A 19,180-nucleotide genomic window follows, 5' to 3' on the forward strand; every position below is an offset into this window, starting at 1 on the left:
TCAGCGTTTTGACGGTCAGTTCAGCGCGGTGCGCTTCACGAACGCGCCGCCCTGCAGGATGATCGGCATGTGCCGGCCCTGGTGGGTGAGCAGCGCGAGGTCGGCGAGCGGGTCGCCGTCCACCACCACCAGGTCGGCAAAGGCGCCGGGGGCAATGCAGCCGATCTGGCCTTCCATGCGCAGCAGGCGGGCGGCGATGAAAGTGGCGGCGGCGATCACCTCATGGGCCGGCATCACCTGCCCGCGCAGCACGAATTCTTCCGACTGGTGGCGATGCATCTGGCCCAGCAGGTCGGAGCCATAGGCCATGGGCAGGCCGGCCTCGCGCATGATGGCGATGGATTCCATGCCGGCGAGGCGCACGCTGTCGATCTTGGCCACCGAATTGGCCGGGAAGCCCATGGCCGCGCCCTCGCTGGAGAGCTTGTCATAGGTCACGAGCGTCGGCACCGCGATGGCGCCCTGGGCGGCGGCGAACTTGGCGGTCTCCGCCTGGATCAGATTGCAATGCTCCAGCGAATGCACGCCGCATTCCACCGCGCGGCGGATGGCGGCGTCCGTATAGAGATGGGCCGAGACATAGGTGCCGGCATTTTCCGCCTCTTCCACCACCGCGAGCAGTTCCTCGCGGGCAAAGCCCAGGAAATGGATCGGGTCCGTGGGCGAGGCGACGCCGCCATTGGCCATGATCTTGATGAATTGCGCGCCGCCCTTGATCTCCTCGCGGGCCGCCTTGCGCATTTCCGGCACGCCGTCGCACACCCGGCCCAGCGCGCCCAGCGCAAAGCCGGTCTTGATGGTCTCGCGATCATCATAGGGGCCGCGGAAATCGCAATGGCCGCCGGTCTGGCTCAGGGCCTTGCCGGAAATATTGAGGCGCGGAGCGGGGAAGAAGCCTTCCGCCGCCGCCACCTTCAGCCCGTGGTCGGCGCCGCCCACGTCGCGCACGGTGGTGAAGCCGCGCATCAGCATCTCGCCCATCAGCTTCATGGCGCGCACGGTCACCAGGCTGTCTGGCAGCTTGGCATTGGCGCCCAGATCCGCGAGGCAGGCGATGGTGTGCACATGGGCGTCGATCAGGCCCGGCATCAGCGTGCGTCCGCCCAGATCCACGGTTTCGGCCGCAGCGGACGTGATCTTGGGTGCCACCTCGCGGATGCGGCCGGCCTCGACCAGCACATCCATCGGCGCGCCGCGCTCGGGTGCGGTGCCATCGACGATGCGGGCGTTGGTGAAGAGAAGGGCGGTCATGTCAATGGGGCTCCGGGCTGCGTTCGGCCGCGCGGCCGCGTCGGGACGCGGGGCGGGCAGGGGATGGTTCGGGCGCGGGCGCGGTCCGGCGCGCCGGCTCGTCGGGAAACAACTGGCGGACTTGCGCCTTCCAGAATCCGAGCAATTCGGCGTAATAAGCGGGGTCCTCGCGCAGAACGGTCTGGGCGATCATGCCGCGCACCAGGCACATGGTGGCATTCATCACCGTGCGGGTGTGGGTCGGCTCCGCGCCGCGCCGCGCCGCCAGCGCCATCCAGATGGCGTCCAGGCCCGCATGGAAGTTCTTGACCACCGGAATCAGGCTGTCCTTGAACTCGTCATTGTGCCGGGCTTCAGGCAGGTATTCCATGGTCACATAGAACAGGCGATCGGACATCATCTGCCAGATGTAGTCGACGATCTCGTCGCTGGTGCCGCCGCGGGTGGCGAAGTCTTCCGCAAAGCGGTGCAGATCTTGGGTGACCCGCTCCAGCATGTGGTTGATGGCGTCGGTGACCAGGGCTTCCTTGGTGGCGAAGTGATGGGTGAGCGCCCCGCGCGACACGCCGGCCTGGGCGGCGATCTGCGGCGTGGACAGGCGCGAGAAGCCGGAATCGTGCAGCAGATCCACGGTCGCCGTCAGCAGCCGCGCCGAGGTCTCGGCGGTGCGCTCGTGCTGGGATCGTCTGCGTCGCTCCGGCACCGGGGACTCCAGGGGGTAGGCGGGTGGTCGATGACCCAGCAAGCCATGCAACTTACAAACAATCAAGTCTGTTTATTTGTGCGGGGCGACGGGGCATTGCCTCAATCCCAGCCAGTTCCCGCGGACGGGCGCCTCCAGTTACGGCATGGCATTGGCGCGGGTTTGCGCTACCATGCCTTTCCCGTGTCGAAGGACGCCGCCCGCGAATGGATGACGCAACCTTGGCCTTGAGGATCCCGCTGGCCCGACGTGGCCCCGCGGCAGGGCTGGCTTTGCGTCTTGGCCTCAGGGCCCGCGGCCGGGTCGGGACGGGTTGGCGGCCGGGTGCCGCCGCCGTGGTCCGCCATGCCACCACGGCCTTCCCACCACGACCTCCACAAGAAGAATGCACCAGAGGAGATCACACATGACCATCCGCAGGTTTTTGCTGGCCGGCTCTTTGATGATGGCCGGCGCCCTCGTCGCAGGGCAGGCCTCCGCCCAGGAGCTCACCGGCACCCTGAAGAAGATCAAGGAAACCGGCACCATCACCATCGGCTATCGGGAATCCTCGGTGCCCTTCTCCTATCTGGATGACGCCCAGAAGCCGGTGGGCTTCGCCATGGACATCTGCGCCGCCATCGTCGCGGCGGTGAAGTCCAACCTCAAGCTGGACAAGCTGGAGGTGAAGTATAATCCGGTGACCTCCGCCACCCGCATCCCGTTGATCGCCAACGGCACCGTGGATCTGGAGTGCGGCTCCACCACCAACAATGTGGACCGCCAGAAGCAGGTGTCCTTCACCAACACCCACTTCCTCACCGCTAGCCGCTTCGTCTCCAAGAAGGCGAGCAACATCAAGTCCATCGCCGATCTGGCGGGCAAGACCGTGGTGTCCACCTCCGGCACCACCAACATCAAGCAGGTCACCGAGGCCAATGCCGCCAAGGGCCTCAACATCAACATCGTCCCGGCGAAAGACCATGCGGAAGCCTTCCTGATGGTGGAGACCGACCGCGCGGTGGCGTTCGTGATGGACGACATCCTGCTGGCCAGCCTGGTGGCTGGCTCCAAGGACCCCAAGGCCTATGTGATCTCCGAGGATGCGTTCTCGCTGCCGGAGCCCTACGGCATCATGCTGCGCCGCGAGGATGCCCCGTTCAAGGCCGTCGCCGATGGCGCCACCGCCGCGCTCTACAAGAGCCCGGAGATCGTCACCGTCTACAACAAGTGGTTCCTGAGCCCGATCCCGCCCAAGAGCCTCAACCTCAACGTGCCCCTGGGCGCGCCGCTGAAGAAGGCGTTCGCCGCCCCCACCGACAGCGGTGATCCCGCCGCTTATTGATCGGACTGCATCCGGGGCGGCGTGGGCCGCCGCCCCGGATGGACCGCTGAGGGATGGGGCACGGGGGACTGAGGCGTGAATTATCATTGGGACTGGGGTGTCCTGTGGGCGGCCTCCCCCGAAGGGGTGGGCACCTATTTCGACATGCTGATGAACGGTCTGCGCTGGACCATCGTCACCTCGCTGTGCGCGTGGGCGGTGGCGCTGGTGTTCGGCTCCGCCATCGGCGTGCTGCGCACGCTGCCGCACAAGGGTCTGGTGCTGCTGGGCGATGCCTATATCGAACTGTTCCGCAACATCCCGTTGCTGGTGCAATTGTTCCTGTGGTTCTTCGTGATCCCGGAACTGCTGCCGCACGATTGGGGCGTGTGGGTCAAGCAATTGCGCTTAGGGCCGTTCTATACGGCGGTGGTGGCCATCGGCCTCTATATGTCGGCGCGGGTGGCGACGCAGGTGAGCGCGGGCATCCTGGCCTTGCCCAAGGGCCAGCGCATGGCCGGCACCGCCATCGGCCTCACCCCGGCGCAGACCTATCGCTACATATTGCTGCCCATGGCCTATCGCATCGTGCTGCCGCCATTGACCTCGGAATTCCTCAACACCATCAAGAATACCTCGGTGGCGCTCACCATCGGCCTGATGGAGCTGACCGCCAGCGCCCGCTCCATGCAGGAATTCACCTTCCACGTGTTCGAGGCCTTCACCGCCGCCACCGTCATCTACCTGGCTCTCAATGCCGTGGTCACCATCGGAATGCGCGCCCTGGAGCGACGTCTGGCGGTGCCCGGCTTCAACGCGGCGAGGTGAGCGGTGTTCAGCGATTTCGACTTCAACGTGATCTGGCGCTCACTGCCCTATCTGTTCCTGGATGGCATGAGCTTCACCTTGACCCTCACCGCCATCGCCACCGTGGGCGGGGTGCTGCTGGGCACGGTGATCGCCATGCTGCGGCTCTCCAGCCTGCCGGTGCTGCCCGCCATCGCGGCGGGCTATGCGAACGTGATGCGGGCGCTGCCGCTCGTTCTGGTGATCTTCCTGTTCTACTTCCTCATGCCCTATATCGGGCAGTGGGCGCTGGGCACCGACCGGCCGATCCAGGTGGGGGCGCTGTCCTCCTGCATCATCACCTTCACCTTGTTCGAGGCGGCCTATTTCTCCGAGATCATGCGCGCCGGCATCCAGTCGATCCCGCGCGGGCAGGTGGGGGCGGGCTATGCCATCGGCCTCACCTATCGCCAGGTGATGACCTATGTGGTGCTGCCGCAGGCGTTCCGGAACATGCTGCCGGTGATCTTCACCCAGACCATCGTCCTGTTCCAGGATACGTCCCTGGTCTATGTGCTCTCCATTACCGATTTTCTCGGCGCCGCCTCCAAGGTGGCGCAGCGCGACGGCCGGCTGACGGAAATGTACCTGTTCGCCGCCGCGGTCTATTTCATCATCTCCTTCACCGCATCCATGTGCGTGAAGCGGCTCCAGCGCCGCATCAGCATCGTGCGATGAGCGGTTTCTTCAAGGCAGGCCTCCCATGGCGATGATCTCTCTGCGCAATGTCAGCAAATGGTATGGCCCGCAGTTCCAGGTGCTGAAGGATTGCACCACGGAAGTGGCCAAGGGCGAGGTGATCGTGGTGTGCGGGCCGTCCGGCTCGGGTAAGTCCACGCTCATCAAGACCGTGAATGCGCTGGAGACCATCCAGAACGGCGAGATCGTGGTGGACGGCATCACCGTCAATTCCCCCAAGACCAATCTGCCCAAGCTGCGGGCACGGGTGGGCATGGTGTTCCAGCATTTCGAGCTGTTTCCGCATCTGCGCATCATCGAGAATCTGTGTCTCGGCCAGGAGAAGGTGCTGGGCCGCTCCCATGATGCCGCCATGGCGAAAGCCGAGGCGCTGCTGGATCGGGTGGGGCTGAAGGTGCAGGCGCAGAAATATCCCGGCCAGCTCTCCGGCGGCCAGCAGCAGCGGGTCGCCATCGCCCGCGCCCTGGTGATGGACCCGGTGTGCATGCTGTTCGACGAGCCCACCTCGGCCCTGGATCCGGAGATGATCACCGAGGTGCTGGACGTGATGGTGGAACTGGCCACCGAGGGCATGACCATGATGGTGGTGACCCACGAAATGGGCTTTGCCCGCAAGGTGGCCAACCGGGTGGTGTTCATGGATGCGGGCGAGATCGTGGAGGACGCGCTGAAGGAGGATTTCTTCGGCAGCCCCCGCAGCGAGCGGGCGCAAACGTTTCTGTCCAAGATCCTGTCGCATTGATCCTGTCTGATGCGCCGGCCGCGAACGGGCGGCGGGCAAGGGCGCGCGCATGGATAAGCATCATGTGGTGGTGGTCGGCGGCGGCTTCGGCGGCCTGCAACTGGTTCAGGACCTGCGCGGCGCGCCGGTGCGCATCACGCTGATCGACCAGCGCAATCACCATCTGTTCCAGCCGCTGCTCTATCAGGTCGCCACCACGCTGCTGGCGACCTCGGAGATCGCCTGGCCCATCCGCCACGTGTTCCGCGACCGCCCGGACGTGACCACCCTGCTGGGCGAGGTGACCGGCGTGGAGCGCGCCGCGCGGCAGGTGATGCTGGCCGGTGGACAGGCCATCGGCTACGACACGCTGGTGCTGGCCACCGGCGCCCGGCATGCCTATTTCGGCCATGACGAATGGGAGCCGTTCGCCCCCGGCCTGAAGACGCTGGAGGATGCCACCACCATCCGCCGCCGGGTGCTGATGGCGTTCGAGGAAGCGGAACTGGAGGCGGATCCTGCCCGCCGCGCGGCCTTGCTGACCTTCTGCATCATCGGCGCCGGCCCCACCGGCGTGGAACTGGCCGGCATCATCGCCGATCTGGCCAAGACGGCACTGGTGCCGGAATTCCGCAACATCGACACCCGCCAGGCCCGCATCCTGCTGATCGAGGCCGGCCCCCGGGTGCTGGCGGCGTTCAGCCCCGAATTGTCAACCTATACCGCCCGCGAACTGGAGCGGCTCGGGGTCGAGGTGCGCACCGGCGAAGCGGTGACCGCCTGCGACGCGGAAGGCGTGACCATCGGCACCCAGGTGGTGCCGAGCCGCACGCTGATCTGGGCGGCGGGGGTGCAGGCCTCGCCGGCGGCGATCTGGCTCGACACCCCGGCGGATCGCGCCGGCCGGGTCATGGTGGCGCCGGACATGAGCGTGCCGGGCGCACCGGAGATCTTCGTCATCGGCGACACCGCCGCGGCGCTGACGGCCGACGGCAAGCCGGTGCCGGGCATCGCGCCGGCGGCCAAGCAGCAGGGCGCCTACGTGGCGCGGGTGATCCGCGCCCGGCTGGCGGGGCAGCCGGTGCCGGGGCCGTTCGCCTACCGCCACATGGGCAATCTCGCCACCATTGGCCGCAGCGTGGCGGTGATCGAATATGGCGGCTTGCGGCTGAAGGGTTGGCTCGCCTGGTGGATCTGGGGCCTGGCGCACATCTATTTCCTGATCGGCGCCCGCAGCCGCCTGATCGTCGCCATGAGCTGGTTGTGGATCTTCCTCATCGGCCACCACAGCGCCCGCCTCATCACCCAGCGCGATGTCCGCAGCCTCCCCGAGCGCACCTCCCCGCCGGAGGAGTGATCCCCGGCTACGGCAGGTTTTCGCGCAGCACGATGTCGATGCGCGGCGGGGCGATCCCTGCCGTTGCCTCGCGCCCCGCTCGCAGATTGGAGAAGATGGCGACGCAACTGGCGATGGCGCTCTCCGGATTCTGGGTGATGACCGCATCCATGGTGCCGTCCAGCAGCAGGGCGCGGGTGTCGGGGGTGAGGCCGTGGCCCACGAACACCACGTCGGAGCGGCGCATGTCCCGCAGCGCCTTGCCCACGCCCGCCGCGCCGCCGCCGATATTGTAGAGGCCCGCAAGATCGGGATGCTGGGCCAGGAACTGCCGGGTCTGGCGATAGTTGCGGGCTTCGTCGTCCTGGCCCTCGCGCAGGCCCACCACCTCGATCTGCGGGAACATCTCCTCGAACAGATGCAGGAAGCCCATCTCCCGCTCCTCATGGGCGCGATAGGATAATGAGCCGGCGATCATCGCCACCTTGGCCTTGCGGGCGCCGATGAAGCGGGCGATGAGATAGCCCGCCGTGCGACCGGCCGAGCGGTTGTCGAGGCCGACGCAGGCCACCCGCCGCGCCCCGCCCAGGTCCGAGATCAGCGTCACCGTGGGCACGCCCTTGTCCGCCAGCGCGTTCACCGCCTCGCGTACGGCGGGATGCTCCAGGGCCATGAAGGCGATGCCGTCGGCGTTTCTGCCGTGCTGTGTCAGGGCACGGGCCAGCAGCTCGGGGCTGAAGCTCTTGATGAATTCCACCCGCGCCTGGATGTTGCGCTCCGCCAGATCCGGCCCGGAGGCGGCGATCAGCCGGCCCAGCAGCGCGAGAAAGCGGTTGGTGCCCGCCGGCAACAGGAACACCAGCCGCAGCGGCGCCAGCGCCGCGGGCAGGTCGCTCTCCAGAACATAGTTCAGCTCCGTGGCCGCCTTGAGCACCCGCTGCACCGTCACCGGGCGCACGCCCGGGCGCCCGTTCAGCACCCGGTCCACGGTGGCGGTGGACACGCCGGCGCGCCGGGCCACATCCGGCAGTCGGGCGAGAGCGGGGCGCTCCAGGGATGATGGCGGCACATCGGAAGACATCAAAAACCATCATTCTTTCAAATTGACTGCGCGGACACAGGGTTCATAACATTCCCTAGAGCCAAGAAGAAGACATCAAAAAGCATCATATATGGGAGGAAGCCATGCCGATCTTGTCCCGCCGTCACCTGCTTGCGTCCATGGGCGCCGCGTCCGCCGCCGGCCTCATCGGCATGCCCAGCATCGCCCGCGCCGCGGAATACGAGCTGAAGTATGCCAACAATCTGCCCATGACCCATCCGCTCAACATCCGCGCCCAGGAGTTCGCCAAGCGGGTCGAGACCGAGACCAAGGGCCAGGTCACCATCCAGATTTTCCCCAACAACCAGTTGGGCGGCGACACCGACATGCTGGCGCAGGTGCGCTCCGGCGGCGTCACCTTCTTCACCCCCTCGGCCCTGGTGATCGCCACTCTGGTGCCCTCCGCCGCCATCAATGCGGTGGGCTTTGCGTTCGCCGATTACGACCAGGTGTGGAAGGCCATGGATGGCGCGCTGGGCGCCAATGTGCGCAACGCCATCTCCAAGGTCGGCCTCTATGCCTTCGAGAAGATGTGGGACAACGGCTTCCGCCAGATGACCTCGTCCAAGGCGCCCATCACCACCGCCAAGGACATGGACGGCCTGAAGATCCGCGTGCCGGTGAGCCCGCTGTCGGTCTCCATGTTCAAGGCGCTGGGCTCGGCCCCCGCCAGCCTGCAATTCTCGGAAGTCTATTCCGCGCTCCAGACCAAGATCGTCGATGCGCAGGAAAATCCCCTGCCGATCATCCAGGTGGCCAAGCTTTACGAAGTGCAGAAATACGCCTCCCTCACCAACCACATCTGGGACGGTTACTGGTTCATCGCCAACGGTCGCGAGTGGAAGAGCCTGCCGGAAAACCTGCAGAAGATCATCGCTTCCGCCATCAATGACGCGGGCCTCGCCCAGCGCGCCGACATCAAGGCGCTGAACCAGGGCGTGCAGGCGGATCTGGAGAAGAACGGCCTCACCTTCAACACCACCACGCCGGACAGCTTCCGCGCCAAATTGCGCGACAGCGGCTTCTATGTGGAGTGGAAGGGCCGCTTCGGCGACGAGGTATGGGGCCTGCTCGAAGGCGCCGTGGGCAAGCTCGCCTGATCGCTGTTCATCACCTGCTCATTGTTTGCGAACGGAGGTGGCCATGTCCGGCACCTTATCCAGCGTGGCGGCCGCCGAACCGGCCGCCACCGGCGCCGGCGCGCGTCTCGATCGGGCCTTTTTCGGGCTGATCGAGATGGCGGCGGCCCTGCTGGTGGCAGTGGAAGTGGTGGTGCTGTTCGCCGGCGTGATGGCCCGCTACGTCTTCCACGCCCCCTTGGTGTGGTCGGACGAGCTGGCCTCCATCCTGTTCCTGTGGCTGTCCATGCTGGGTGCCGTGGTGGCCCTGCGCCGGGGCGAGCATATGCGCATGACCGGCATGCTGGGCCTGGTGGGCCCGCAGACCCGCGCGGTGCTGGAGGCCCTGGCGGTGATCGTGCCCTTGGCGGTGCTGGGGCTGATCCTGCATCCGGCGCTGGATTATGCCAGCGAGGAGCGCTTCATCGTCACCCCGGCGCTGGAAATCAGCAATGTCTGGCGTGCCGCCGCCATTCCGGTGGGCCTCGCCCTCATGGTGCTGGCCTCCTTCGCCCGGCTGGCGCGGTTCGGCTCGGTGCGCGCCGTGGCGGTGGCCGTGGCCCTCACCGCCGTGATGCTGGTCGCCTTCTATCTCGCCGGGCCGATGCTGAAGCCCTTGGGCCAGCTTAATCTCATCATCTTCTTCGTGGGCGTGGTGGGGGTGTGCGTGTTCACCGGCGTGCCCATCGCCTTCGCCTTTGCGCTCGCCACCTTCGGCTATCTGGCGCTCACCACCCGCACCCCCTTGCTGGTGATGGTGGGCCGGCTGGATGAGGGCATGAGCCATCTCATCCTGCTTGCGGTGCCGCTGTTCATCTTCCTCGGCGCGCTGATCGAGATGACCGGCATGGCGAAAGCCATGATCGCCTTTCTCGCCAGCCTGCTGGGGCACGTGAAGGGCGGGCTGTCCTATGTGCTGATCGGCGCCATGTATCTGGTCTCGGGCATTTCCGGCTCCAAGATCGCCGACATGGCGGCCATCGCCCCGATCCTGTTTCCCGAGATGAAGGCCCGCGGCGCCAAGGAGGGTGATCTGGTGGCCCTGCTGGCCGCCACCGGCGCCCAGACCGAGACCATTCCCCCGTCCATCGTGCTCATCACCATCGGCTCGGTCACCGGCGTATCCATCGCCGCACTGTTCACCGGCGGCATGGTGCCGGCGCTGGTGCTGGGGGTGTGCCTGTGCACGGTGGTGTGGGCGCGCTATCGCTTCGAGGATCTCAGCCATATCCGCAAGCCCTCGCTGAAAGAGGTGGGCAAACTGGCGGTGGTGGCAGTGCCGGCCATCGCGCTGCCGTTCGTCATCCGCGCGGCGGTGGTGGAAGGGGTGGCCACCGCCACCGAAGTCTCCACCATCGGCATCGTCTATGCGGCCATCATGGGCATCTTCGTCTATCGCCGGTTCGATGTGCGCCGCCTGCCGGGCATGCTGGTCGAGACCGCTTCGCTCACCGGCGCCATCATCTTCATCGTCGGCAGCGCCACCGCCATGGCCTGGGGCCTCACCCAGTCCGGTTTCTCGCAGAACCTGGCCCATGCCATGGCCGCCATTCCCGGCGGGTCGTATGGCTTCCTCGCCATCTCCATCGTCGCCTTCATCATCCTGGGCAGCGTCCTGGAGGGCATTCCGGCCATCGTATTGTTCGGCCCGCTGCTGTTCCCCATCGCCAAGGCGGCGGGGGTGCACGAGGTGCACTATGCCATGGTGGTCATCTTCGCCATGGGCATCGGCCTGTTCACCCCGCCGTTCGGGGTCGGCTATTACGGCGCCTGCGCCATTTCCAAGATCAATCCCGACGAGGGCCTCCGGCACATCTGGGGCTATGTGGCGGCGCTGCTGGTGGGGCTCATCATCGTGGCCGCCTTCCCCTGGCTCTCCACCGGTTTCCTGTGATTTTCAGAACACGCAAGACAGAGGTGGCGTCATGAGCCGATTTTTCGGTGAGATCCGGCAGGCCGGATATGTGGTCAAGGACATCGAAGCGGCCATGGACTACTGGAGCCGCACTCTCGGCATCGGTCCCTGGTATTACAATCCGCGCGTCCCGATTATGAACTATACCTATCGTGGTGAGCGCTACGAGGTGCACAACTCGGTGGCGCTGGCCAATTCCGGCCCGTTGCAGATGGAGCTGATCCAGACCCGCAACGACGCCCCCTCCATGTATCGCGACTTCCTGCAGGCCGGGAATACCGGCCTCCAGCACGTGGCCTATTGGACGGAGAACTATGATGCGGATCTCGCCCGCCTCACCGCCCAGGGCTTCAAGGCGGTGATGAGCGGCGAAGTGGGCGAGAAGGGGCGCTTCGTCTATTTCGATACCGAATATCACCCCGGCACGGTGATCGAGCTGTCCGAAGTGGCCGGTCCCAAGGGCAAGTTGTTCAAGCTGATCCGCGAGGCTTCGGAAGGCTGGGACGGCTCCGATCCGGTGCGGCCCTTCCCCGATCTCTCCACCCTCTGAGGCGGGCCATGGACGCGACCCATCCTGATCCGCGCCATCTGGAAGCCACCTATCTGATCGAGACCCCGCTCGATCCCGCCAAGGTGGCGGAGGTGATGGCGGGGGAACAGTCCAGCGGCACCTTCACCCGGGTGCATGGCGAGACCGACGATCTGCGCGCCCGCTCGCGGGCCACGGTGGTCGCGGTGCAGGACTTGGGATCGGTGGGCGAACCCAGCCTGCCCAATGCCTATCTGGCGCGGCGCGGAACCGGGGGGCCGTACCGGCGCGCGCGCATCACCCTGTCGTTTCCGCTGGGCAATATCGGCGTCAACCTGCCGAACCTTGCCGCCACGGTGGCCGGCAATCTGTTCGATCTGGGCGAAGTCACCGGCATGCGGCTGGAGCGCCTCGCGCTGCCCGGCGCCTACCGCCGCAGCTTTGACCTGCCGCGCCAGGGCGTGGCCGGCACCCGCCGCCTGACCGGCGTGGGGGCAGGGCCTCTGGTGGGCTCCATCATCAAGCCGAACGTCGGGCTGTCGGCGGAGGAGACCGGCGATCTGGTGGGCCAGCTCTGCGCCGCCGGGCTGGATTTCATCAAGGATGACGAAATCTGCGCCGATCCCGTCCACGCCCCCTTGGCGGAACGGGTGCCGGCGGTGATGCGGCGGGTGCGCGACCATGCGGACCGCACCGGCAAGACCGTGATGGTGGCCTTCAACATCACCGACGAGACCGACGCCATGCGCCGCCATGCGGATCTGGTGGCGCGGGAGGGCGGCACTTGCGTCATGGCGAGTCTCAACTGGTGCGGCTTCTCCGCCATCCAGACCTTGCGGCGCTCCACGGATCTGGTGCTGCATGGCCATCGCAACGGCTTTGGCGCGCTCTCGCGCCAGCCGCTGCTGGGCATTTCGTTCCAGGCCTATCAGGTGCTCTGGCGCCTCGCGGGGGTGGACCACATGCATGTGCACGGCCTCCAGGGCAAGTTCGCCCAGGAGGATGCGGAGGTGGTGGAGAGCGCCCGCGATTGCCTCGCCTTGCTGAACGATGAGGTGGACGACCGGGTGATGCCCGCCTTCTCCTCCGGCCAATGGGCCGGAACCGCGCCGGTCACTTATGCGGCGGCGGGCGACGGCGACCTGTTGTTCATGGCCGGGGGCGGCATCATGGCCCATCCGGACGGGCCGGCGGCGGGCGTCGCCAGCATCCGCCAGGCGTGGGAAGCGGTGATGGCGGGGGAAAGCCTGGAAGACGCTGCCGCCAGCCAGAGCGAACTGCGCCACGCGCTGGCCTTCTTCGGCAAAGCGTGATCGTCGTGCAGCCCGCGCCCAAGATCGGCTGGTATGGCGACGATTTCACCGGCGCCAGCGATACCCTCGCCGTGCTGGCCCAGCGCGGGCAGCGGGCGCTGCTGTTCCGTGGCCTGCCGACGGCGGCGCAACTGGAGCGGGCGGGGCCGCTGGATGCGGTGGGCATTGCCGGGGCCTCGCGGGCCATGGCGCCGGATGAGATGACCGCGGAACTCACTCCGGTGGGCGCCTTCTTCGCCGATCTCGGGGTGCGGGTGCTGCATTACAAATGCTGCTCCACCTTCGACAGCGCCCCCCATGTGGGCAATATCTCCGTCGCGGCGCGGGCACTGCGGGCCGCGGTGCCGGGGGCGTTTGCCAATGCGCTGCTGCCCATCGTCGGCGGCCAGCCGAACATCGGGCGCTATTGCACCTTCAGCACGCTGTTTGCCGCCGCCGGCACCGGCGGGGTGGTGCATCGCATCGACCGTCACCCCACCATGAGCGTGCATCCGGTGACGCCCATGGCGGAAGCGGACTTGCGCCGGCATCTGGCGCTCCAGGGCTTTGGCGCCATCGCCGGCCTGCATTATCCCGCCTACGGGGACGATGCGGCGGCGCTGGATGCGCAACTGGCCGCGCTGCTGGCCGGCGGCCCGGAGGCGGTGCTATGCGACATCTCCCGCCCTGAGGATCTGGCGGTCGTGGGGCGGCTGATCTGGCAGGCGGCGCAGCGCCAGCCGCTGCTGGCCATCGGCGCCTCCAGCGTGGCCCAGGCGCTGTGTGCGCACTGGGGCGCAACCGTTGCCCTGGCAGCGCCGCTCGCGCCCGCGCCGGGGCCGGTGTTTCTGCTGGCCGGCAGCCTGTCGCCGGTGACCCGCCGCCAGCGGGATCTGGCCCTGTCCTATGTGCAGGTGCCGGTGGATGCCGCCCGCCTCGCCGCCGATCCCGCTTATGGGGACACCCAGGCCGAGGCCATCGCCGCGCACCTGCTGGCCGGCCGCTCGGTGCTCGCCTCCACCGCACCGCAGGCCGGCGCCGCCGCCGCCGATGTGCCGCCCGCCGTGGTGGCGGCGGCCACGGCGACCTTCCTGACCCGGATCTTGCAGCGCGCGCCGGTGGGGCGTCTGGGCATTGCCGGGGGCGATACCTCCAGCCGGGCGGTGCAGGGGCTGGATCTGTGGGGCCTGTCATTCCTGGGCGCGCCGTCGCCGGGCGTGGCCCTGTGCCGGGTGCATAGCGACGATGCGGCGCTGGACGGGATCGAACTGATGCTGAAGGGCGGCCAGATGGGCTCGGACGATCTGTTCGAGCGGCTGATCCACGGCGGCTGACAATTTCTGTCGCGTCCCCATGCGGGGCGTGTCGGCTCAGGGCATACTCCGGCGTCCTTGGGGAAACCGGGAGCGTGCCCTGATGCAATATGCCATCCTTTGCTACAACCATGAGGATGTGGTCTGCGGCTGGACCAAGGCCGAGGACGATGCGGTCATGGCCAAGCTGGCAGTGGTCCATGAGAAGATCGCCGCCTCCGGGCGGCTGGGGCCGGTGGTGCGGCTGATGCCCACCACCACCGCCACCACACTGCGCAAGGACAGCGATCCGCCGCTGGTCATCGACGGCCCGTTCGCGGAAACCCGTGAGCAATTGCTGGGCTTCTACGTGGTGGAGGCGCAGAGCCTGGAGGAGGTGCTGGACATCACCCGGGATCTGGCCAAGGCCAATCCGGGCGGCGCCTATGAGGTCCGCCCCATCGCGCTGTTCTTCCCCCATGGCACCCCGTGAGCGCCTCCCATGAGTGCGCCCCATGACTGACATGGCCTGGATCCACGGGGCGCTGGCCGCCGCGCGGCCGCAGGCGGTGGCGGCGCTGCTGCGCTATTTTCGCGATCTGGACCTTGCCGAGGAGGCGGTGCAGGACGCCTGCCTGCGGGCGCTGAAGCACTGGCCCGAGAACGGCCCGCCGCGCGATCCCGTCGCCTGGCTGATCATGGTGGGGCGCAATGCGGGCATCGACGGTACCCGCCGCCGCCAGCGGGAGATGCCGCTGCCGGAGGAGGCGGTGCTCTCCGAAATGGACGATGCGGAGACCCAGGCCGCCGAGCGGCTGGATGGGGCGCATTATCGCGATGACGTGCTGCGGCTGATGTTCATCTGCTGCCATCCCGAGCTGCCGGCCACCCAGCAGATCGCTTTGGCGCTGCGCATCGTCTCCGGCCTGTCGGTGAAGCAGATCGCGCGGGCCTTCCTGGTGAGCGAAAGCGCCATGGAGCAGCGCATCACCCGCGCCAAGGCCCGCATTGCGGGGGCCGGCGTGCCGTTCGAGCCGCCGGGGCCGGTGGAGCGGGCGCAGCGGTTGGGGGCGGTGGCGGCCATGCTCTACCTGATTTTCACCGAAGGCTATTCCGCCACCGGCGGCGACGTGCCGCTGCGCGCCGGCCTGTGCGAGGAGGCGATCCGGCTGGCGCGGCTGCTGCTGCGGCTGTTTCCTGCCGAGCCGGAGGTGATGGGCCTCACCGCTTTGATGCTGCTCCAGCACGCCCGCGCCGCCGCGCGCCTGGACGCGCGTGGCGCCATCGTGCTGCTGGAGGATCAGGACCGCAGCCGGTGGGACACCACGCTCATTGCCGAGGGGCTGGCGCTGATCGACAAGGCCATGCGCCACCGCGCCCCCGGCGCCTATCAGATCCAGTCCGCCATCGCCGCGCTGCATGTGCGCGCCGCCACGCCGCAAGACACCGACTGGGTGCAGATCGAGCGGCTTTACGGCGCCCTGGAGCATCTCAATCCCTCGCCGGTCATCACGCTGAACCGGGCGGTGGCGGTGGCGAAGGTGTCCGGGCCGGCCGCCGCTTTGGCGCTGGTGGAGCCGTTGGCGCCGCGCCTGTCGGGCTATTTCTATTTCTTCGGGGTCAAGGGCGGCCTGCTGCTGCAACTGGGCCGCACCGATGACGCCCGCGCCGCCTTTGATCAGGCCATCGCCCTGGCCGGCACCGCCGCCGAGGCGGCCCATATCCGCATGCATCTGGACCGGCTGGAACAACAGGCAGCCGCACCGTAAAGCAACACCCAACGCGTCCCCTCCGGCCCGGCACTGCGCCGGGTCGAGCCCCATCAGGAGAGCCCCATGCCCAGCGCCGCGTCAGGCCCATCATCCAAGACCTTCGAGATCGCCCGTCTTCTGCCGGCTCCGCGCGATGCGGTGTGGGCGGCGTTCACCCTGCTGGAGCAACTCAAGCAGTGGTGGGGCCCGGTCGGCCTCACCATGCAGAGTTGCACCCTCGATCTGCGCCCCGGCGGTCTGTTCCATTATGGCATGGCCATGCCCATAGGCGGCACGATGTGGGGCCGCTGGGTGATCCGCGCCGTCGACGCGCCGGAGCGGCTGGAATGGCTCAATGCCTTCTCCGACCCCCAGGGCGGCCTCTCCCGCCATCCCATGGCACCCACCTGGCCGGCGGAGATGCTGTGCACCGTCGCCTTCGAGGCGAAGGGGGACCAGACGCTGCTGACCTTGCGCTCAGTGCCCTTCGAGGCCAGCGCCGCCGAGATCGCCACCTTCGAAGCCGGGTTCGCCAGCATGACCCAGGGCTTCGGCGGCACCTTCGATCAACTGGCCAGCTTTCTGGCGCGGAAATAGCCTTCGTCGGTCCCGGGGGCGGGGCGGGCGAGCCGCGCCCCCGCCTGCGTGGGTCGGTGTGCTTGCGCCAGCGCAAGGCGTCGCACTGCGCCAGCCTATAGGGGGAGGCACCCGCTCTCCGGCGCCGCAGGCCTCCATGACCCAGCCGTCCTTGACTGCCGCCCCGGCGCCCATGCCCCCCGGCGGCGCCGCGCCCGCCTTCTGGACCCAGGAGGCCGACGCGCTCCTGGCCGGCCTGGATGCCACCCCCGCCGGCCTCACCTCGGCGCAAGCTGCCGCACGACTGGCCACGGCGGGCGCCAATGTGGCGGTGGCGAGCCGCAGCCGTAGCCTGCTGGCCAAATTGTTGAAACGCCTGGCCGAACCGCTCATCGCCATTCTGCTGCTGGCGGCGGCGGTGTCCGGCGCCACCGGCGATTGGCAGAGCTTCGTGGTCATCGTGCTGATCGTGCTGTTCTCCATCGGCCTCGACATTTTCCAGGAGCAGAAGGCCGAGGCGGCGGTGGAGGCGCTGAAGCGCTCCGTGGCCGTCACCGCGCGGGTACGGCGGGACGGCGGCCATCTCACCGTCCCGGTGCGCGACATCGTGCCCGGCGACATCGTGGAGCTGACCGCCGGCGATCTGGTGCCGGCCGACGGCATCCTGCTGTCGGGCCGGGGCGCGCTGGCCAATGAGGTGGCGCTGACCGGCGAGGCCTATGGCGCGGAAAAGCGCGCCGGACCCTGCGCCGCCACCGAAGCGAGCGATGCCACCAACGCTTTGTTCGCCGGCACCAGCATCGTCGGCGGCGAGGCGGTGATGCTGGTGGTGGCCACCGGAAGCGCCACCCGCTTCGGCCGCATCGCGCTGGCGGTGCAGGAGAAAGTCACGCCCGGCGCGTTCGAGCGCGGCATCCATGCCTTGGGCATGCTGATCCTGCGGCTGACCGGCTTTCTGGTGCTGTTCGTGCTGCTGACCCAATTGGTCAAGCAGGGGCTGTCGCTGGAAGCCTTCCTGTTCGCGGTGGCCCTCGCCGTCGGGTTGACGCCGGAACTGCTGCCCATGGTCACCACCGTCACCTTGTCCCGCGGCGCGGTGCGCATGGCGGCGCGCAAGGTGGTGGTCAAGCGCTTGTCCGCCATCCACGATCTCGGCGCCATGGACGTGCTGTGCACCGACAAGACCGGCACCCTGACCGAAGCCCGCATCGCCCTCATGGGCAGCTTTGGCGCCGATGGCGTGGAGGGGACGCGCGCCGGCGATCTGGCGCGGCTGAACAGCCATTTCATCGGCGGCCTGCGCAGCAATCTGGATGATGCCTTGCTGGCCTCGGGGCCGCCGGAGGCAACCGGCCTCAGCCTGCTGGATGACAAGCCGTTCGATTTCGACACCCGCCGCGCCACAGTGCTGCTGGCGAGGCCGGAGGGGCGGCAGTTGATCGCCAAGGGCGCGCCGGAAGCGGTGCTGGCGGCCTGCGGGCGGGTGGAATTGCCCGACGGCAGCGTGGCGCCGCTGGATGAGGCGGTGCGGGCGCGCGTGGCCGAGCTGATGGAGGCCAAGGGCCGCCAGGGCTTGCGCCTGCTGGGCGTGGCGCGCTGTCCGGTGGCGGCGGACTGCGCCGAAATCCCCGCCGGCGACGCCGATTTCATCTTCATCGGCTGCGTGGTGTTTCTCGATCCGCCCAAGGCCTCGGCCACCGGCGCGGTGGCGCGGCTGGCGGATGCGGGCATCCGGGTGAAGATCGTCTCCGGCGATGCGGAAGCGGTGGTGCGCCATCTGGTGGAGACCTTGAGCCTGCCGGCGCGCGGGCTGCTCACCGGCGCCCAGATCGAGGGCCTCTCCGATGGCGCCTTGGCCGAGCGGGTGTCCGGCGTGGACCTGTTCGTGCGGGTGTCGCCGGAGCAGAAGAGCCGCATCGTGCGCGCCTTGCGCCGGCGCGGTCACACCGTGGGCTTCATCGGCGACGGCATCAATGACGCCCCGGCCATCCATGCCGCCGATGTGGGGCTCTCGGTGGAGGGCGGCACCGACGTCGCCCGCGAAGCCGCCGACATCATCCTCCTGGATACGGATCTGGGGGTGCTGGCGGACGGGGTGGCGGAGGGCCGGCGCACCTATGCCAACATCATGAAATATGTGCGCATGGGCACCAGTTCGAACTTCGGCAACATGCTGTCCATGGCGGCGGCTTCCCTGGTGCTGCCGTTCCTGCCGCTGGCGCCGCTGCAGATCCTGCTCAACAATCTGATCTATGATCTGTCCGAGATCGGCATTCCGTTCGACAGCGCCGATGACGAGGATCTGGCCCGGCCGCACGCCTGGGACATGAGCGCGGTGCTGCGGTTCACGCTCATCATGGGGCCGCTCTCGTCGCTTTTCGATCTCGCCACCTTCGCCATCCTGCGGCTGGTGTTCGAGGCCGGGGTGGAGCAGTTCCGCACCGCCTGGTTCGTGGAATCCATCGCGTCGCAGATCTTGGTGATCTTCATCATCCGAACCCGCCGCCCGGCGTGGCTGAGCCGGCCGGACAAAGTGCTCACTTTCACCTCGCTCACCGCTCTGGCGGTGGCCTTGCTGCTGGCTTTGACCCCCCTTGGCCGGGAGATCGGCTTTGCCGCGCTGCCGCCGGCGCTGCTGGGCGCCATTGCCGGCCTGACCTTGGCCTATCTCGCCGCCGCCGAGGCCCTGAAGCGCGTCGCCATCAAGGCGGAGCGGGGCCGCAGGCACTGACCGATCCGGGGCGCG

At 67.8% G+C, this 19,180-nt stretch carries 17 protein-coding genes; 14 read left to right on the forward strand and 3 right to left on the reverse strand.

Features of this window, described 5'->3' with window-relative positions; all coding sequences use genetic code 11:
* Window positions 1-15: 15 nt before the first annotated feature.
* Both AAG816_RS00660 and AAG816_RS00665 read right to left on the reverse strand, forming a co-directional pair.
* Entirely contained in the window at window positions 16-1,251 is a 1,236-nt protein-coding gene (locus AAG816_RS00660) for an amidohydrolase family protein (protein ID WP_341987366.1), read from the reverse strand.
* Between the two features lies 1 nt (window position 1,252).
* Window positions 1,253-1,954, reverse strand: a complete 702-nt coding sequence (locus tag AAG816_RS00665; RefSeq protein ID WP_341987367.1) for a helix-turn-helix domain-containing protein — start codon at window positions 1,952-1,954, stop codon at window positions 1,253-1,255.
* A gap of 442 nt (window positions 1,955-2,396) precedes the next feature.
* On the opposite strand from AAG816_RS00665, the gene AAG816_RS00670 reads away from it, so the two are divergent.
* The 5 genes from AAG816_RS00670 to AAG816_RS00690 all read left to right on the forward strand — a co-directional run bounded on the left by AAG816_RS00670 (window position 2,397) and on the right by AAG816_RS00690 (window position 6,880).
* The gene (locus AAG816_RS00670; protein WP_341987555.1) at window positions 2,397-3,278 is read left to right on the forward strand and encodes an amino acid ABC transporter substrate-binding protein; all 882 of its coding nucleotides are present in this window, start codon (window positions 2,397-2,399) and stop codon (window positions 3,276-3,278) included.
* Window positions 3,279-3,353: 75 nt separating this feature from the next.
* Window positions 3,354-4,085, forward strand: coding sequence for an amino acid ABC transporter permease (locus AAG816_RS00675; RefSeq protein WP_341987368.1), 732 nt, complete (start codon window positions 3,354-3,356; stop codon window positions 4,083-4,085).
* 3 nt (window positions 4,086-4,088) lie between these two features.
* A complete protein-coding gene (locus AAG816_RS00680) occupies window positions 4,089-4,781 on the forward strand; it encodes an ABC transporter permease subunit (RefSeq protein WP_341987369.1) in 693 nt (230 codons plus the stop codon).
* Window positions 4,782-4,812: 31 nt separating this feature from the next.
* Window positions 4,813-5,544 (forward strand): amino acid ABC transporter ATP-binding protein, encoded by a 732-nt coding sequence (locus AAG816_RS00685; RefSeq protein ID WP_341987556.1) that lies wholly within the window; start codon window positions 4,813-4,815, stop codon window positions 5,542-5,544.
* A 49-nt stretch (window positions 5,545-5,593) separates the two neighbouring features.
* Window positions 5,594-6,880 (forward strand): NAD(P)/FAD-dependent oxidoreductase, encoded by a 1,287-nt coding sequence (locus tag AAG816_RS00690; RefSeq protein WP_341987370.1) that lies wholly within the window; start codon window positions 5,594-5,596, stop codon window positions 6,878-6,880.
* 7 nt (window positions 6,881-6,887) lie between these two features.
* Here AAG816_RS00690 and AAG816_RS00695 read toward each other — a convergent pair whose 3' ends face one another.
* Window positions 6,888-7,940 carry a LacI family DNA-binding transcriptional regulator gene (locus AAG816_RS00695; protein ID WP_341987372.1) on the reverse strand — a complete coding sequence of 351 codons (1,053 nt, stop codon included), beginning with the start codon at window positions 7,938-7,940 and terminating at the stop codon, window positions 6,888-6,890.
* Between the two features lie 104 nt (window positions 7,941-8,044).
* Here AAG816_RS00695 and AAG816_RS00700 point away from each other — a divergent pair, with 104 nt between their 5' ends.
* The 9 genes from AAG816_RS00700 to mgtA all read left to right on the forward strand — a co-directional run bounded on the left by AAG816_RS00700 (window position 8,045) and on the right by mgtA (window position 19,165).
* Window positions 8,045-9,061: a TRAP transporter substrate-binding protein gene (locus tag AAG816_RS00700; protein WP_341987373.1), complete on the forward strand. Its 1,017-nt coding sequence runs from the start codon at window positions 8,045-8,047 to the stop codon at window positions 9,059-9,061.
* A 43-nt stretch (window positions 9,062-9,104) separates the two neighbouring features.
* A complete protein-coding gene (locus AAG816_RS00705) occupies window positions 9,105-10,973 on the forward strand; it encodes a TRAP transporter large permease subunit (RefSeq protein WP_341987374.1) in 1,869 nt (622 codons plus the stop codon).
* Window positions 10,974-11,004: 31 nt separating this feature from the next.
* Window positions 11,005-11,544 (forward strand): VOC family protein, encoded by a 540-nt coding sequence (locus AAG816_RS00710; protein ID WP_341987375.1) that lies wholly within the window; start codon window positions 11,005-11,007, stop codon window positions 11,542-11,544.
* Window positions 11,545-11,552: 8 nt separating this feature from the next.
* A complete protein-coding gene (locus tag AAG816_RS00715; RefSeq protein WP_341987376.1) occupies window positions 11,553-12,836 on the forward strand; it encodes a ribulose-bisphosphate carboxylase large subunit family protein in 1,284 nt (427 codons plus the stop codon).
* Window positions 12,833-14,149, forward strand: a complete 1,317-nt coding sequence (locus AAG816_RS00720; protein ID WP_341987377.1) for a four-carbon acid sugar kinase family protein — start codon at window positions 12,833-12,835, stop codon at window positions 14,147-14,149. Before AAG816_RS00715 ends, AAG816_RS00720 begins: the two co-directional genes overlap by 4 nt.
* An 82-nt stretch (window positions 14,150-14,231) precedes the next feature.
* Window positions 14,232-14,600, forward strand: a complete 369-nt coding sequence (locus AAG816_RS00725) for a YciI family protein (protein WP_341987378.1) — start codon at window positions 14,232-14,234, stop codon at window positions 14,598-14,600.
* Between the two features lie 22 nt (window positions 14,601-14,622).
* Entirely contained in the window at window positions 14,623-15,876 is a 1,254-nt protein-coding gene (locus AAG816_RS00730; protein ID WP_341987379.1) for an RNA polymerase sigma factor, read from the forward strand.
* Between the two features lie 66 nt (window positions 15,877-15,942).
* Window positions 15,943-16,455 (forward strand): SRPBCC domain-containing protein, encoded by a 513-nt coding sequence (locus AAG816_RS00735; protein ID WP_341987380.1) that lies wholly within the window; start codon window positions 15,943-15,945, stop codon window positions 16,453-16,455.
* 136 nt (window positions 16,456-16,591) lie between these two features.
* The gene (gene mgtA, locus AAG816_RS00740; protein WP_341987381.1) at window positions 16,592-19,165 is read left to right on the forward strand and encodes a magnesium-translocating P-type ATPase; all 2,574 of its coding nucleotides are present in this window, start codon (window positions 16,592-16,594) and stop codon (window positions 19,163-19,165) included.
* Window positions 19,166-19,180 lie beyond the last annotated feature (15 nt).

The sequence above is a fragment of the Azorhizobium sp. AG788 genome, from assembly GCF_943371865.1.
Classification (GTDB): domain Bacteria; phylum Pseudomonadota; class Alphaproteobacteria; order Rhizobiales; family Xanthobacteraceae; genus Azorhizobium.